This is a genomic window from Anthropogastromicrobium sp., assembly GCF_037349415.1.
Classification (GTDB): Bacteria; Bacillota; Clostridia; order Lachnospirales; family Lachnospiraceae; genus Anthropogastromicrobium; species Anthropogastromicrobium aceti.
Genome location: NZ_JAXWCK010000028.1, coordinates 20,793 through 37,261, shown reverse-complemented (window position 1 = coordinate 37,261; position 16,469 = coordinate 20,793). Strand labels below are relative to the sequence as shown.

General features: G+C 42.3%; 14 protein-coding genes. All 14 read right to left on the bottom strand.

What is annotated here, in order from left to right:
* Position 1: 1 nt before the first annotated feature.
* Positions 2–1,066, bottom strand: coding sequence for an ABC transporter permease (locus WJP93_RS05830; RefSeq protein ID WP_118612410.1), 1,065 nt, complete (start codon positions 1,064–1,066; stop codon positions 2–4).
* Complete coding sequence (locus tag WJP93_RS05825) at positions 1,056–2,585, bottom strand: ABC transporter ATP-binding protein (RefSeq protein ID WP_066558556.1); 1,530 nt, start codon at positions 2,583–2,585, stop codon at positions 1,056–1,058. Before WJP93_RS05825 ends, WJP93_RS05830 begins: the two co-directional genes overlap by 11 nt.
* 84 nt (positions 2,586–2,669) lie before the next feature.
* Positions 2,670–3,512, bottom strand: coding sequence for a YjjW family glycine radical enzyme activase (locus WJP93_RS05820; protein ID WP_337547295.1), 843 nt, complete (start codon positions 3,510–3,512; stop codon positions 2,670–2,672).
* On the bottom strand, positions 3,512–5,056 hold the full coding sequence (locus tag WJP93_RS05815; RefSeq protein WP_337547294.1) for a YjjI family glycine radical enzyme: 1,545 nt from the start codon (positions 5,054–5,056) through the stop codon (positions 3,512–3,514). The genes WJP93_RS05820 and WJP93_RS05815 overlap by 1 nt, the downstream gene beginning before the upstream one ends.
* A gap of 212 nt (positions 5,057–5,268) precedes the next feature.
* A complete protein-coding gene (locus WJP93_RS05810) occupies positions 5,269–6,030 on the bottom strand; it encodes an amino acid ABC transporter ATP-binding protein (RefSeq protein WP_066558478.1) in 762 nt (253 codons plus the stop codon).
* The gene (locus WJP93_RS05805) at positions 6,014–6,724 is read right to left on the bottom strand and encodes an amino acid ABC transporter permease (RefSeq protein ID WP_066558479.1); all 711 of its coding nucleotides are present in this window, start codon (positions 6,722–6,724) and stop codon (positions 6,014–6,016) included. Before WJP93_RS05805 ends, WJP93_RS05810 begins: the two co-directional genes overlap by 17 nt.
* An 11-nt stretch (positions 6,725–6,735) precedes the next feature.
* The gene (locus WJP93_RS05800) at positions 6,736–7,782 is read right to left on the bottom strand and encodes a transporter substrate-binding domain-containing protein (protein ID WP_337547293.1); all 1,047 of its coding nucleotides are present in this window, start codon (positions 7,780–7,782) and stop codon (positions 6,736–6,738) included.
* Between the two features lie 142 nt (positions 7,783–7,924).
* Positions 7,925–9,559, bottom strand: a complete 1,635-nt coding sequence (locus WJP93_RS05795) for a BMP family ABC transporter substrate-binding protein (protein WP_337547292.1) — start codon at positions 9,557–9,559, stop codon at positions 7,925–7,927.
* Between the two features lie 147 nt (positions 9,560–9,706).
* Positions 9,707–10,342, bottom strand: a complete 636-nt coding sequence (gene udk / locus WJP93_RS05790) for a uridine kinase (RefSeq protein WP_066558481.1) — start codon at positions 10,340–10,342, stop codon at positions 9,707–9,709.
* The gene (gene udp, locus WJP93_RS05785) at positions 10,335–11,117 is read right to left on the bottom strand and encodes a uridine phosphorylase (protein ID WP_337547291.1); all 783 of its coding nucleotides are present in this window, start codon (positions 11,115–11,117) and stop codon (positions 10,335–10,337) included. Before udp ends, udk begins: the two co-directional genes overlap by 8 nt.
* Positions 11,118–11,210: 93 nt before the next feature.
* Complete coding sequence (gene rlmD / locus WJP93_RS05780) at positions 11,211–12,575, bottom strand: 23S rRNA (uracil(1939)-C(5))-methyltransferase RlmD (protein WP_262536562.1); 1,365 nt, start codon at positions 12,573–12,575, stop codon at positions 11,211–11,213.
* Positions 12,576–12,658: 83 nt separating this feature from the next.
* Positions 12,659–12,991 carry a hypothetical protein gene (locus WJP93_RS05775; protein WP_227100394.1) on the bottom strand — a complete coding sequence of 111 codons (333 nt, stop codon included), beginning with the start codon at positions 12,989–12,991 and terminating at the stop codon, positions 12,659–12,661.
* Between the two features lie 101 nt (positions 12,992–13,092).
* Complete coding sequence (gene pcrA / locus WJP93_RS05770; RefSeq protein WP_337547290.1) at positions 13,093–15,390, bottom strand: DNA helicase PcrA; 2,298 nt, start codon at positions 15,388–15,390, stop codon at positions 13,093–13,095.
* Positions 15,391–15,464: 74 nt separating this feature from the next.
* Positions 15,465–16,442 carry an SPFH domain-containing protein gene (locus WJP93_RS05765; protein ID WP_337547289.1) on the bottom strand — a complete coding sequence of 326 codons (978 nt, stop codon included), beginning with the start codon at positions 16,440–16,442 and terminating at the stop codon, positions 15,465–15,467.
* Positions 16,443–16,469 lie beyond the last annotated feature (27 nt).

Sequence of the window (16,469 nt, the reverse complement as noted above, 5' to 3'; positions counted from 1 at the left end):
CTTACTTTCCTCCCTTCTGCATCTTCTTCTGAGCAAATGCCTTGAATACATGTGTGATCGCAATAATTAAAACGATCGCACCCATGATAATATCAAGAACCTCCTTTGGTGCACCAACAAGGTTTAACTTAGAACCACCGTACTTCATTGCACCGTAGAAAAGTCCAGCAAAGATACAGCCTATCGGGTTGGAACTTGCGATTAACGCAACTGTAATTCCCTGGAAACCAAAGCCTTCCTGTCCGGCAAACTGTGCGATATGCATTGCATTTCCAAGAATCTGTACCGCACCGCCAAGACCTGCTAGTGCACCAGAGATAGCAAGTGCCTTCATAACAGATGCACTAGAATTAATACCGCCGTACTCAGCAGCATGACTGTTAAATCCAACGCTTCTAAGTTCATATCCAAGCGTTGTCTTATTGATGATATACCATATAATCACGGCAACAACAATTGCAATAATAATTCCATAATTTATTGTTGTACATCCTGTCATCTGACGCACTGACAGCGGCAGCAACATCTTGGCATTGTCCAAAATATCAATGGTTGCTTCCTTTGACGGCGCCTTAATTCCAGGAAGATTTACAATATAGTTAGAGAGATAGTAAGCAATCCAGTTCATCATAATAAAGGAAAGTACCTCATTGATTCCCTTTTTTACCTTTAACAGACCACAAAATGCAGACCACACAGCACCTGCTGCTGCTGCTGCAATTAGACAAAGCGGAACTGTAATTATTGCCGGAAGCGGACAAAACATTCCGATTACAGTCGCTGCAAGACTTCCCACTACAAACTGGCCCTCTGCACCAATGTTAAATACACCTGTGCGGAAAGAGAAAGCCACACTAAGACCTGTAAAAATTAAAGGTGTTGCATAGACAACTGACCACGCTAAAAACTTCGGTTTTGCAAAAATACCAGTAAACAGCTTTGCGTAAATAACACCTGGATTCATTCCTGCAATCGCCAGAATAATTGCACCTGTTAAAAATCCGATCAGGATTGCAAACAGCGTATAGATAATATTTCCTTCTAATATACTTTTCTTATGCTTCATGCTGCTTTCCTCCTGCCATCATAATTCCAAGGGTCTTCTCATCTGCACCTGCCGCCGGCATACTTCCTGTAATCTGTCCGTCAAAGATAACCTCGATACGATCAGATACACTCATAATCTCATCCAGCTCAAAAGAAACGAGAAGCACAGCCTTATTTTTATTTCGCTGCTCGACTAAGTAGCGATGTACAAACTCAATAGCACCAACGTCAAGACCACGAGTCGGGTTAACAGCAATCAACAGATCCTTATCATTTGTAATCTCTCTTGCAATAATAACTTTTTGCTGATTTCCGCCTGAAAGCGTTCCCGCCGGACGAGACTCACTTCCTGCCGGACGAATATCAAACCTCTCTACAAGATCCTTTGCATGAGCCATAATGGCATCCTTTTTCAAGACACCTTTCTTTGAGTACGGCTCCTTCATGTAATTTTGCAAAATCAGATTTTCAGCAACAGAAAACTCCAGCACCAGACCATGCTTTTGGCGGTCAGCTGGAATACTTGTGATGCCGCTCTCAAAGATTTCCTTTGGTTTTTTGTTGAAAACATTCTTGCCGTTAATGAGGACTTCACCTGAATCGCCCTTTTTCAATCCTGTCAAAATTTCAACAAGCTCTGTCTGTCCATTTCCATCGACACCGGCAAGACCTACAATCTCACCTCTTCTAACTGACAGATTAAGTCCCTTTAAAATCTCAACACCGCGGTAGTCCTTTCCATGAATATCCTTCACTTCAAGAACAACCTCTCCCGGCTTGATATCCTTCTTTTCTACCTTAAACTCAACCTTACGGCCTACCATCATGGCTGCAAGATCATTTTCATTAACATCACTGACTTTGACTGTATCAATATATTTTCCCTGACGGATAATCGTACAATAATCAGCACAGCTTGTAATCTCTTTTAGCTTATGAGTAATCAAAATAACGGATTTTCCGTCGGCTGTCAGATTGGAAATAATCTCCATAAGCTCTGTGATCTCCTGCGGCGTCAGCGATGCAGTCGGCTCATCCAAAATCAGGATGTCTGCACCACGATAGAGAACCTTTAAAATCTCCACACGCTGCTGCATACCAACAGAAATATCTTCAATCTTGGCATCCGGATCTACCTGCATATTGTAGCGCTTTGAAATCTCCTCTACCCTCTTGCGCGCTGTCTTTAGATCTACCGTAAGACCTTTCATCGGCTCCATTCCAAGGATAATGTTTTCTGTGACAGAAAATGGTTGTACAAGCATAAAATGCTGGTGAACCATACCAATTCCAAGTTCAATAGCACGGCTTGGACTGTGAATCACTTCCTCTTTTCCGCCAACAAAAATCTGTCCGGATGTTGGCTGATACAGGCCATAGAGCACATTCATAAGTGTACTCTTTCCAGCTCCATTCTCACCAAGGATTGCATGAACCTCACCCTTGTGAACGAGCAGATTAACATGGTCATTCGCTGTAAAATCGCCAAATTTCTTGACAATTTCACGCATTTCGATGGCTGGCTTCGTCATGTCCATATGACTGATTCTCTCCATCTCTTCCTCCTCCTTCGTCTGTTATAAGCATTTAAAACAATTGTCTATTTCGACTATGTTTTTTCTTTATGTGGTAACAACATCATCAAAGCCACTCTTATAAGCAAGCTCTTCTAGCTGTTCCATATACTCCTTTGACGGACTCTGATAAGTCCTGTACTCTTCCCTGACGCCAAAAGGACGGTATGAGATGAGTTTGTAGCGCACTGGATGAATACTCTGATATGGCCTTAACAATTCTCCAGCTTTAATAATTGTATTTTCAATGTCAAACAGACCTGGTACAATGACGGTACGAATTTCAAAAAGTTTTCCCATCTTTGCTAAAAATACTGCATTCTCAAGCGTGTTCTTGTTTGGCATCGCAGTAACTTTTAAATGATCCTCTTCGCCAAATACCTTAATGTCAAGCATAACACCGTCTGTAACCGCTAACAGATCGTCTTTTCCAGCAAACGGTGTGCTGCCGTTGCTGTCCATCATCGTATTTAAACCAGCTTCTTTGCAAAGCTTAAATAATGATTCGACAAACTTACAATATAGACTGCACTCGCCTCCAGAAACAGTGACGCCGCTGATAAATGGAATCTGCTTTTTGATCTGTTCAAAAGTTTCTTCTGGTGTCAAATTACAGATACGTGGACTGCTTCCAAAACGACATGTTTTGATGCAGGTGTCGCATCCTACACAGCGCTCTGGAAAGAAATGCACCTTGCCATTTTCATTTTGAAGTGCCCCCACAGGACAGACCTGCACACAGGCCATACAGCCTTTGCACATATTTCTTGTCTCTGGGTTATGGCAATAACAGCAATCCCAGTTACAGCCCTGAAAAAATACGGCCGTGCGATTTCCCGGACCATCTACGCTGCTAAATGGAATAATTTTATTGACCGGTGCAGTGATCATTACCGAATCCTTCTTTCCTGAACATGACCATTTTCAGTTGCACCTGTTGCAAGCTGCGTTGTATTTTGCAGCACACTCTCACCCTTTTGATACTTTTCAATCTCGGAACGCTTTGCTAAGTATCCGGTGACGCGAATTACATCGCCGTCGCTCTCATAGAAGGACAGGTAACGAAGATCAGCCTGGAATGCCCCCTTTACGATGTCAAGAACAAACTGTGGATTCTTGTGTACTGTCACGTCTACTGGGAAAATATCGCCGGTACCAGATGGGAAGTACTTGTGGAAGCGGCTGCAATGGCGCAGCTGATCAATCAGCTCCTTCGGCTCCTCACCAATCGGAATTCTCGTTCCAGGAGTGATGTTCTTATCCTGTGCGATGCCGACCTGTGCATGTAAGAGAAAATGACCGCCTGTTGCCTCACAGTATGGATTTACATGTGCGTTATTAAATGCATTGATTGCCTCCATAATCTCAACACCGAGGTCATCTGCCTCCTTGTCGTGACCAAAGCGGCCCTTTTTGCCCTCAAGCTCCATCAGAATATTGACACACTCTGCCATGCCGACCATACCAAACATTGCGGTGAAACGATCTCTGTGGATAAAGCCTTCTTTTGCAAGGAAGTTGCTCTCGAAAAAGCCGCTCTCCTCCACCTCAAAACGAATGCGTTCATCCATATAAAGTGCCATGCGCTCCATTACATATGGAAGCTGATTTTCGAAGAAGTCCTTCTTATCTTTTGCACGCTTTGCGATATTACCAAGAATCAGACGGCACAGCGTATAGGAACCGCCGCCTAATAAAAGACCATTGTAGCAGCTAGCGATGACATAATTTTCACCGAGTTCTTTTTTGAACATCTTATGATTTGCAAAGCTCGGCTTAGCCGTCTTAAGTGCTGTTTTCACACACTCGATACCAAAATCATCTGGTGTGATATCAGTATCATATTTCATCGTAATATTTGGTACTGCATCTAAAAGTTCACGCTCTACCTCTAAGATCAAACGTCCTGCTCTGGTAGCCTTTGGTCCGATGTCCGCATGGGAGAAGGAATCAAGAACGGTGCGGTCGATATGGGTAAAGAACAGCTTAAACAGCTTCTTTGCCTGTGCCTCGTCCACATCATCCATAAATGGCTCAAGCAGCTCATCAATGTTTCCTAAATAAACCGGGTAATTGGTGACACTTGGAACATTCTTATAGAAAATCAGAAGAGAGTTGATTGCCTCGTAGATATCCTTCGGCGGGTCAAGCTGTAAGAACTTGCTTCCTTCTCTCATAAACTTTGCATAGTCCGGGACAATGTATCTCGGTCTTACCGGTGCATGGCCCTCAAACAGATCACAGATACACTGCTTTCCCTCAACCGGCTCAAGAAGCTCTTCGAGTCCGTCTGGAAGATCCAGTACCTCAAGCAAAGAGTCTGCCTGTCCTGCAAGGTTAGTCAGCTTCTGCTCATGTGTCAGCTTACGGCTTGTGATAATATTTAATATTTCTTGTCTTGTGTTTTCCACACGTTCCATTGATATTGGTCTCAAAATGGCACCATCCTTTCTTAAGCTTACTTAAATTGGTACAACACTTTAATACAGCCTGCTTTTGTTGCCGCATTAAAGTGTTGTTCTATTTAAGAGTTTAGTATTAAACGCTACTTTCTCATTTATATTCTATACTGTTTTTTGCTTTTAGTAAAGAGTTTTTCAAGAAAAAAGAACCGTCACTATGTCATGTGACGATTCTTTGCCTTATATTACAGCACCTTAGATAAAAATTCACGTGCACGCTGTGTTTTCGGATTTGCAAAAAATTCCTTAGGATCACCACTCTCTAAAATACGGCCATCATCCATAAAGATAACACGATTTGCAACTTCTCTTGCAAAGCCCATCTCATGAGTGACAACGATCATGGTCATACCTTCTGCAGCAACGCTCTTCATAAGATCAAGTACCTCTCCTACCATCTCTGGATCAAGCGCACTTGTTGGCTCGTCAAATAAAATTACATCCGGATTCATGGCAAGTGCACGCACAATTGCGACACGCTGTTTTTGACCACCAGAAAGTGTTGATGGATACACATCTGCCTTGGATTCAAGACCAATGCGCTTTAAAAGCTCCATTGCCTCATTTTTTACTTCCTCGTGGATCTGCTTTTTGCTCTTTCCTGTTTTTAGCTTTTTTGCTTCTTTACAGCGTACATATTCTGGTGCCAGCATAATATTTTCCAACACTGTCTTATTGTTAAACAAATTAAAATGCTGAAATACCATACCCATATGACGGCGATGAACATTAATATCTACCTTCATATCTGCAATATCAACACCATTAAAAATGATCTTTCCTGATGTTGGATCTTCCATACAATTCAGGCATCGTAAGAATGTACTTTTTCCAGAACCAGAAGGGCCAATAACTGCAACAATATCACCCTTCTCTACTTTAAAGTTAATTCCCTTGAGAACCTCAAGATCATGAAAGTTTTTCTTCAAATCAATTACGTCTATCACTCTTCTTCAGGCTCCTTTCCATTAATTTAATACCAAGGCTGATCAAAAGTACAATCACAATGTAAATAAGTGCCATTACAAGATATGGTACCATAAACTCGTAGCTGTTTGTTCCGATATAGTTGAATGCAACATAAAGATCGGCAGCTCCAACAAAGCTTACAACTGATGTCTCCTTGACAAGTGCGATAAACTCATTTCCAAGTGTCGGCAAAATATTTTTTACAGCCTGTGGGATGACGATTTTGATCATAGTGACCGAAAAACTAAGTCCGACTGCTCTTCCTGCCTCCATTTGTCCCGGATCGACGGACTCAATGCCCGCACGCATCATCTCTGAAATATAAGCTCCGCTGTTTAAGCCAAAGACAAGCATAGATACCTGCACACCTGTCATATGCGCTCCCAAAAGAGGAAGCAGTACATAGTAGCACACCAGAAGCTGCACAACCATTGGCGTTCCGCGAAACAGCCCCACATAAAAGCTACAAAAGCCATTCAATACACGCGGAAGAAGCTTATACTTTGGCATTACTCTTACCGAAGCAATCAATGTTCCAATCAGAACACCAACTAATAGACCTACTACCGCAATCATAACAGTATTCTGAAGGCCCTCAAGCACACGGACATATCCACGCTGCTCCACGAAAATCTCAATAAAACGGTCTATTTTACGACCAAAATCTCCCATCCTGTTACTCCTTACAGTGAATTAATTGCTGCTGTAATGCTAGCTGCTGGTGCTGCGTCAACCATGACATAATCTAAGTTTCCATTCAGAAGATCCTGTACAGCTAAGGAAGCATTTTTATATCCTACAAGTGTCATATCAAATCCTGCAAAGTCAAGATCTGCACTTCCCTCAACATAAAACTGAGCTGTTGTTCCGTTCTGTGCACCAACCTTTGTCTTGCTGTCAAAGGTCTTAAAGATAGCTTCTACATCTTCCTTTGTCTTGCATGCGTCAAACGTCGTATCATCTGCTGCAACAATCAGCTTCTGTGATGCATTATAGTAAGAATCAGTAAATGTTACCTGATCTTTTCTGCTATCAGTAATAGTAAGTCCTGCCATTGCGATATCACACTTTTGCTGTCCAACAGCCAGACATACAGCATCAAAATCCATGTTCTGAATTACAAGCTCTTTGCCTAAATAATCAGCAAGAAGTGCTGCCATCTCCATATCGATACCACAGTAATCTTCACCCTTCATATACTCAAATGGCTCAAAACCTGCATTAGTTGCTACGACTAACTGATCCTTAGACTCATCATATTCTGCAGACTTTACCATAACCGGCTCTCCATCGCCAAAGTAATGATTACAGATCTCATCAAATGTTCCGTCCTCCATGATCTTTGCGATGAACTCATTTGTCTTCTCTAACAGCTCTGGCTGCTCTTTATCTACGCCAAATGCATACTGCTCACTTGTCAGGTCAATATCAATAACGCGGACTTTTGCATTTTCATCTGCCTTTGCTTCTGTTTCCTTAGAAGCTACCTCGCTAGATGCTTCCTCAGAAGCCTTTTCAGAAGAAACTTCCTCAGAAGAAGCCTCTTCTGAAGATACCTTTTCTGTCTCTTTTTCAGTCACAGCCTCGGTCTTCTTCTCGGTTGCTGCCTCTGTTGCCTTTGTTGAAGCTGCTGTAGTAGTTTTCTTATCACTGCTGTTTGAGCCACATCCTGCAAGCATTACTGCTGCTGCCATTGAAACTGCTGTCATTGATGCAAATATTTTTCTCATAATCTATTCTCCTCTTTTTGGCTGTTTATCGTTAATCACGATACCACCCAGCCGTAATTGCACACAGCAACTTATAAGTTACTGTGCAAAAAAGATGGCAGTGACCACGTCACTGCCACCTCGTTATGGCATTATCCACCAATTAGTCCAGCTCGTATACGTCGCCGTACTTTTCCTCGAACTCTTCCTGATTCTTTGGAACTACCAAATCACCAGCAATGATATCCTTCTTTGCATCCTCGATCTTCTCAAGAACATCCTTAGACAGGTTGTCTGTGGTCGGAGCGATATCAACACCGCCTGCTGCCAGGTCGTATGTCTCAACACCACCCTCAAGTGTTCCAAGAATAGTCTTCTTTGTTGCATCGTAGCAAGCGTTATCAACTCTCTTTAAAGCGGAAGTCAGGATAGTCTCAGGTGCCAGTGGGCTCTGGTCAGAGTCAACACCGATTGCCCAGATCTTATTTTCCTTGCATCCATCGATAACACCGATACCAGTACCACCTGCTGCATGGAATACTACATCTGCGCCCTTTGTTACCATGGTATTTACTGCAGTCTTTCCACCACTTGCATCACCGAAGTTGTTTGCATTGTACTGAAGGATAGTTGCATCTGGATTTGCATCAAGAACACCTGCACAGTAACCATAACCGAAGGAGTTCATTGTCTCATTTGCTGCTCCAGTAACGAAGCCTACGATATTGCTCTCGGTTGTATAGCCTGCTGCCAGACCTACTAAGTAGGAAGCCTGCTCCTGCTCAAACATCATACATGTTACATTATCCAGATCTGCATTAGAAGCATCATCAATGATAGCAAACTTCTGATCCGGGTAAAGCTCTGCTGCATCACGAACAGCATCAGCCATCATGTATCCAACACATACAATAAGATCATAATCCTCATCTAAGAAGCTCTCGATATTCGGAACATAATCTGCATCACCCTTAGACTCAATATACTTAACTTCACAGCCGAATGCCTCGCCTGCTCTCTGTAAGCCTTCCCATGCGGACTGGTTGAAGGAACCATCATTTACACCGCCGACATCAGTAACCATACCGATCTTAAATCCAGTTCCATCGATATCTTCCTCAGTCTCTGCTTCGGTCTCTTCCTCTGAAGATGCTTCCTCACTAGATGCTTTCTCTGAAGATGCTTCTTCACTAGATGCTTCCTCTGTCTTAGCCTCGGTTGCCTCTTCACTAGATGCTTCCTCACTAGATGCTTCCTCACTGGATGCTTCCTCTGAAGATGCCTCTTCACTAGATGCTTCCTCACTGGATGCTTCCTCTGAAGATACCTCTTCACTAGATGCTTCCTCACTGGATGCTTCCTCTGAAGATACCTCTTCAATAGATACTTCCTCGTTAGATGCTTCCTCGGTCTTAGCCTCAGTTGCTACTTCGCTGGACTCTTCCTCTGTCTCTGCCTGTGCGGAAACGTCCTCACTGCTTGCCTCTTCAGAAGATGCCTCTTCGCTGGACACTTCCTCGGTCTTTGCCTCGGTTGCTTCCTCGCTAGATGCTTCCTCTGTCTTTGCCTCAGTTGCTGCCTCTGTTTCTTTCTCAGTTGCCGCTTCGGTTTCCTTCTCAGTAGCCTTCTCAGTCTTTGCCTCAGTAGTAGCTACCTCTGTTTTTTTCTCAGTAGTAGCTACCTCTGTCTTCTTCTCAGTTGCTGCTGTAGTTTTCTTTGTGTCAGTCTTGCCACAAGCAGCAAGAGATGCTGCCATAGAACCTGCCATCAAAACGGCAAAAAGTTGTTTCCTTCTCATCGTCGACTCCTCCTTATTAGATGCTGCGTTTTTTGATAACGCTCCGATTCTTGTCCATTGTAACACGTTGCTTTTGTGTCGTCAACAGTCACCTTACGTGTTTTTCTCAAAATTTCTTCTTTTATTTTACATTTGAAAGCAAAAATATTAAACTTGTGTTTGTGCAGACAGATGCTGGCGAATGCGATTCTTAATCATATCCATTGCTACCAGATTCATACCACCCTCTAGCACAATAATATCTGCATTCTTCTTACTCGGCTCTACAAATTCCTCGTGCATTGGCTTTACCGTATTCATATACTGTGAAATCACAGACTCTAATGAACGCGCACGCTCAATTACATCACGCTGGATTCTTCTGATAATACGAATATCAGCATCTGTATCAACGAAAATCTTAATATCCATTTCCTTGCACAGCTCTTTGTTTTCAAAAATCAGGATTCCCTCAACAATAATCACATTTGTCGGGTAAATCACCTGAAAATTACGGCTTCTGTTGTGAACTGTGTAATCATAAATCGGACAGTTGATTGGCTCACCTTTTTTTAACTGACGCAGATGCTGCAGCATAAGATCGGTGTCAAATGCATTCGGATGATCATAATTTAAATGTGTTCTTTCCTCATACGTCATTTCATCGTGCGCCTTATAATAATCATCATGCTTAAGCACAGTAATCTGATCGCCAAAGTGATTTACAAGCTGTTTTGTAAGTGTCGACTTTCCGCTGCCTGTTCCTCCCGCAATTCCGATTACCAGGATATTGTTATTACTCATTTGCTTTATCCTTTCTTATTATGTCTCTTAGTGCCTCCACTGCTGTTGTAATTGCAAGCTCCGTGTCGTGAACAACTGGATTTTCCATGTTCAGTTTTGCGCGCTCCTGATTTGCCACAACCAAAAAGATAGATCCAACGCGCACACGAAGATAATTTCCAACAACAAATAATGCCGCTGACTCCATCTCTGATGCAAGGCATCCTAAGCGTTTCCATGCTTCCCACTTATTTAAAAGCTCATAGCTGACAGGCTTTGTCTCTGGCTCATGCTGTCCATAAAATGCATCCTTACACTGAACAACACCAACATGATACGGATATTTTCCCTTTTCTGCTGCCTGCACAAGCGCCTGAACCATATGAAAGTCAGCAACTGCCGGATATTCAATTGGTGCATATTCACGGCTTGTCCCTTCCATACGAATTGCACCTGTTGCAATCACTAAATCACCGCTTTTTACAGGAATCTGCATACCTCCACATGTTCCGACACGAATAAATGTATCGGCACCAATCTTTACAAGCTCCTCCATTGCAATTGATGCAGAAGCACCGCCGATACCAGTTGACGTTACACTAACTTTCTCTCCTTCAAGATATCCTGTGTATGTCACATATTCACGGCTATCCGCCATCTTCACTGGATTGTCAAAATGAGCTGCAATCTTTTCACAACGCTTCGGATCTCCTGGAAGAAGCACATAGTGGCCTACATCACCTTTACCTAGCTGAATATGATACTGCAATTCTGGTCTTTCTGAATAATTTACCATACTTTTCCCCTTTCGCCTTATATTTATTCTTATATTTTTGATCTTGTTGATAGTATATCATCTAAAGCGTCTGAAAACAAGTACGATTCCTTATTACTTTTTAAGAAATAATGCGACTGTCTCAATTCCTCCAGTAGCCGGGAACATATCAACGGCTCTTGCTTTTACCATACGATAGCCCGCTGCTTCTAATACTTCTCTGTCACGCACAAGACTTGTGGGCTTGCAGGAAACATAAACAATTGTTGGTACATCAAATGCGATAATCTTAGGAAGCGCCTTTGGATGAATACCATCTCTTGGCGGATCAAGCACTATCAGATCTGGCTTCTCAGTCAAATCATCAACAACCTTTAACACATCACCTGCTATAAAGCTGCAGTTATCAAGTCCATTTAATTTGGCATTGACACGCGCTGCCTCTACTGCTTCCTCAACAATCTCCACGCCAGTCACATGCTTTGCCACAGGTGCTAAAATCTGGGCAATTGTGCCAGTTCCGCTGTAGAGATCAAAGATTACCTTCTGATTTGTTTCTCCAATATAATCTCTTACTGTCTGATATAAAAGCTCGGCACCTCTTGAATTTGTCTGGAAAAACGAAAACAATGTAACACAAAATGAAAGTCCCAGTAACTTTTCAGTAATCCAATCTTTGCCGTATAAAACTTCTGTATGATCGCTTTGCACTACATCTGCAAGTGAATCATTAGTAATATGTAAAACACCTGCAAGGCTGCCTTCTAATGGCAGCGCCTTTAATTTTTCTGTCAATTCTGCAAGCTGCATAGTAGACGCATCTGCCTGTGAAGAAGCAACTACGGCGACTAAAAGTTCTCCCGTTGCAGCGCTGGAGCGAAGCAGCAAATGACGAAGAACACCTTCATGGCGCATTCTATGATAAAATGGAATATTCAGCTTTGAAAAATGGTCAAGCACTGCCATTGCAGCCATACGCATATCAGGTGTCATAATCTGACATGTTTCAATACCCGCAATATCATAAAAGCTGCCTCTTTGATGCATACCAAGTGCAAGAGGACCTCCCATATAAGAATCACCAAATGTCAGCTCTACCTTATTGCGGTATCCGCTTACAACAGGACTAGACACTATTCCTTCAAATGTATAATCGGTGCCGCCATTATCAAGCATTTTCTTAATCTGTGCTTCTTTAATTGCCAGCTGCTTTTCGTATGGAAGCGTCTGATACAGACATCCACCGCATTTTCCTGCCCACTCACAAAGACAGGCAGTCTCATCAGCTGACTTTTCTAATATCTCAAGCAAAATGCCTTCTATTTTTTCTTTTCTCTTTTTCTTTACACGAAAACGTAATTTTTGACCTGGGATGCCATATTTTACCTGTGCAGTTTCCCCTTCATCTGTCACGACAATCGCTTTGTCTGGAAAAAGGACCTCCTGCACGCGGCCCTCATAAATCTCGCCTTTTTTCATACACATCTCCTTTTCTTGAACTAAAATCCCCGCCGTTTTGCGGCGGGGATATCATTTTTATTTACTTACCTATTGATGTCAGATCAGTCTTCATCCTCATCATCAGACTCTTCATCCTCAGATTTTTCCTCAGCCTCATCAGATTCCTCTTCTTTAGCCTCGTCTTCTTTCTCCTCTTCTTCGTCATCATCATCGAAGAAATCGTCGTCAAAGTCATCATCAAAATCATCATCCAGATCATCTAAATAATCCGGCTTCAGATAACGGTACAGTGCATATGCTGCACCTGCAATTGCTGCAATTACAGCGATTGCTGCAATCACATAACAAAATTTGCACTTTTTCTCATTCTCTTCCTTAGACTTGAGAACCTCATGAACCTTTACTGCCTGCAGCAGATCATCAAACTTTGCCATAAAACCCATCCTTTCTTTTTTCTAAAGATCAATCTTAGAATAGTATACCATATGATCTGTAAAATTACTAGCTTTATCTTTGTCGTTTTAGATAAATTTTATTAAATCTTTTTAAGTTTTGCAAATCCTGCAAACAATTTTTTTACGCCTGCTGTATCAAACTCAACTGTTACCTGATAATCTTTTTTCATATCTTCGACTGCAAGCACTGTTCCCTTTCCAAATTTGATATGGGAAACTCTATCGCCTTCTTTGTAGTCAAGACTATCTGGCTTTGGACTTGAGAATGCTTTTGCATACTTTAAATCAAAGACATTATCATAGTTTGTCTTTTTTGCCGTTTGACTTCCCTGTGATGCACTAAATGAGCTGCCTGATGACATAGAAGATGAACCGCCAAACAAACTGCCTGACAGTGAGTTTGCAGTCATAGATGGTCCTTTCTTAAAAAGACCTCCGAATGTCTCTTCCTTCCAGTCAAGCTTTTCCTGCGGCAGTTCTTTAACAAAACGCGAAATTGCACTGTATTGAATATTTCCATGAACCATACGCTGCTTTGCTGCTGTCAGCGTCAGCTGCTGCATTGCTCTTGTAATACCCACATAGCAAAGTCTTCGTTCTTCCTCGATATCTCCCGGATCACCGCTGTTCATTGACATGTAGCTTGGGAAAAGTCCTTCTTCCATACCTGTCATATAGACAACTGGAAACTCGAGTCCCTTTGCACTATGCAGTGTCATTAATGTTAAACTGTCTGCCTCACTGTCCATGTTGTCAATATCTGCTACAAGCGCTACCTCCTCCAAAAAGTCAGTAAGCGCTGCTTCATCATGATTTGCATAATAGTCAGCTGCTTTATTCTGAAATTCATCAAGATTTTCCTGTTTTGCCTGTGCCTTATCTTCCTCAAGCTTTTCTAACTCTTCTAAGTAGCCAGTCTGCTCTAAGATGCTTTCGATCAGCTCTGCTGCATCTAGCTCCTTTGCAAGCGCACGAAATACCATGATCTGATTGACAAAGCCTTTTATCTTATCAGCTGCCTTTCCAATTCCTGGAATCTGTTCTGCCTGCTCCATTGCCTGAAATAGCCGCATTCCATGCTCAGAAGCATAGACAGCCAGCTTATTTAACGTCACTTGCCCAATTCCACGCTTTGGCACATTGACAATTCTTGTAACAGACAGATCATCACGTCCGCTGTCAATTGTCTTTAAATAGGCTAAAATATCCTTGATTTCCTGTCTCTGGTAGAAATTCACACCACCGACAAGACGATACGGTACACTCTTTTTAATACATTTCTCTTCAAATGCGCGTGACTGTGCATTTGTACGGTAAAGAATTGCACAGTCCTGATACTGATGCTTTCCCATATGAACTGATGTCTGTATCTTGTCAATTACATCTTCTGCCTCACCATAAGCAGTCTCGTAGTGAATAAAGGAAACCTCTTTTCCTTCTCCATTTTCACTCCAAAGATGTTTTTCCTTTCGATGTGCATTATTTGCAATTACTGAGTTTGCGGCTTCAAGAATATTATTTGTGGAACGATAATTTTGCTCAAGCTTGACAACCTTTGCACCTGGAAAAGTCTCCTCAAAGCTTAAAATATTTGTAATATCTGCACCTCTAAATTTATAGATAGACTGATCGTCATCTCCAACCACACACAAATTATGATATTTTCCAGAAAGCAGGCGAATCAGCTCGAACTGAACTGAATTAGTGTCCTGATACTCATCAACCATAATGTAGCGCAGACGTTCCTGATAAGCTTCTAAAATATCTCTATTTTCGCGTAGCAGACGAACTGTCAAAAGAAGCAAATCATCAAAATCAACTGCGTTATTATCAATTAATGTTTTCTGGTATGCTTTATAGATTTTTGCCTCCTGGCACATGCGAAAATCTCCGCCAGCCTGTGTTTCAAAATCCTGTGGCTCAATCATTTCATTTTTGGCCGCTGAAATTACACCAAGCAGCGGTCCTTCCCTATATTGCTTAGGATCAAGGTCAAGCTCTTTAACTGCCTTTCGGATTACACTCTTTTGGTCGTCTGTATCGTAAATCGTAAAGTGATTATCATATCCAAGACGGTCTATATATCTTCGCAGAATGCGCACACAAGAGCTGTGGAATGTCGCTACCCATATGCTCTCTGCCCCGAACTCAACCAGGCGGTCGACACGATCCCGCATCTCCTGCGCTGCCTTATTTGTAAAGGTAATTGCCATGATATTCCATGGATTTACTCCCTTTTCCTCAATCAAATATGCAATACGGTGCGTCAGCACACGCGTTTTTCCTGAGCCTGCTCCTGCAAGTATCAAAAGCGGCCCCTCAGTGCAGCTGGCCGCCTCTTTTTGAACTGGATTTAATGACTGTAAAATATCGGACACGTTTTTCCTCCATAAAAATGGAAGAAAGACTGTACGCACAGTCTCCCTCCATTATCTTTTTTATATTTTTGTAATTATGCAAGCTTTGTACCGCAGTTTGAGCAGAATCTTGCACCATTTGTCGGTGTTCCACAGTTCGGACAGAACTTCGGCACAGTACCATTTGAAGATGGAACTGCCTGATTTTGCTGTGCATTATTCTGCATATTGCCGTTCATCATCTGGCCCATCATCTGACCCATTGCCATACCCATCTGCATACCAGCCATATTGCCTGCCATGCTGCCGGCTGCTGTGTTTGGCTGTGTAAGCGCATCTGCCATCTGCATCTGTGTATATGTATTTACATTTCCGATCATGGACTGAGCTGCCGCCTTCTGCTGCATCTTAGCAACCTCCTCCGGATAGGAAACGCTCTGAATCGTAAAGCTTGTAATAGCAATTCCGATCTTTACCATCTCCATATCAAGATCTGATGCAATACCCTTGCCGATGTCGTATGCATTTGCCTGAAGGTTAAACATATCCTTTCCTTCTTTTGAAATCCACTTCATCATCAGCATATCAAGCATAGACATTACACGTTCCTTGATATCCTCTACGTTAAACTCTGACTTAATGCCGGCAATTTTGTCGATTAAAACCTGCTCATCAGAAACCTTGAAGCTAAATGTACCAAATGCACGGATTGGCATACCGCCAGGCAAGCCCTGAACTGGCAGATTAATCGCATTTTTTGTGCCCCATTTTACTGTAAATTCCTTTGTATTGATAAACAGCACCTCTGCACGCAGCGGTGTGTTAAATCCAAATGTAAAACTTTTCAGTGTAGATAAAAATGGAATAATATCGGAAGAAATATCAAAGTTTCCCTCTTCACGGAAAATACCCTCGATTCTTCCATTATACATAAAGATCGCGTCCTGTCCCGGACGAATAATCAGACGGCTCCCCTTCTTGATCTCGCTGCTTGGAAACTTCCAGAAAATAATATCATCCGAGTATTCTTTCCACTCTACAACACTGGAGAATTGTCCACCAAATAATCCCATACTCGTCAACCTTCCTTATTTTTGTAG

Excerpts from the sequence above, each read along its gene's own strand:
- WJP93_RS05830 (WP_118612410.1), bottom strand. The coding sequence starts at position 1,066 with ATGAAGCATAAGAAAAGTATATTAGAAGGAAATATTATCTATACGCTG.
- WJP93_RS05825 (WP_066558556.1), bottom strand. The coding sequence starts at position 2,585 with ATGGACATGACGAAGCCAGCCATCGAAATGCGTGAAATTGTCAAGAAA.
- WJP93_RS05820 (WP_337547295.1), bottom strand. The coding sequence starts at position 3,512 with ATGATCACTGCACCGGTCAATAAAATTATTCCATTTAGCAGCGTAGAT.
- WJP93_RS05805 (WP_066558479.1), bottom strand. The coding sequence starts at position 6,724 with ATGGGAGATTTTGGTCGTAAAATAGACCGTTTTATTGAGATTTTCGTG.
- WJP93_RS05800 (WP_337547293.1), bottom strand. The coding sequence starts at position 7,782 with ATGAGAAAAATATTTGCATCAATGACAGCAGTTTCAATGGCAGCAGCA.
- WJP93_RS05795 (WP_337547292.1), bottom strand. The coding sequence starts at position 9,559 with ATGAGAAGGAAACAACTTTTTGCCGTTTTGATGGCAGGTTCTATGGCA.
- udk (WP_066558481.1), bottom strand. The coding sequence starts at position 10,342 with ATGAGTAATAACAATATCCTGGTAATCGGAATTGCGGGAGGAACAGGC.
- udp (WP_337547291.1), bottom strand. The coding sequence starts at position 11,117 with ATGGTAAATTATTCAGAAAGACCAGAATTGCAGTATCATATTCAGCTA.
- rlmD (WP_262536562.1), bottom strand. The coding sequence starts at position 12,575 with ATGAAAAAAGGCGAGATTTATGAGGGCCGCGTGCAGGAGGTCCTTTTT.
- WJP93_RS05775 (WP_227100394.1), bottom strand. The coding sequence starts at position 12,991 with ATGGCAAAGTTTGATGATCTGCTGCAGGCAGTAAAGGTTCATGAGGTT.
- WJP93_RS05765 (WP_337547289.1), bottom strand. The coding sequence starts at position 16,442 with ATGGGATTATTTGGTGGACAATTCTCCAGTGTTGTAGAGTGGAAAGAA.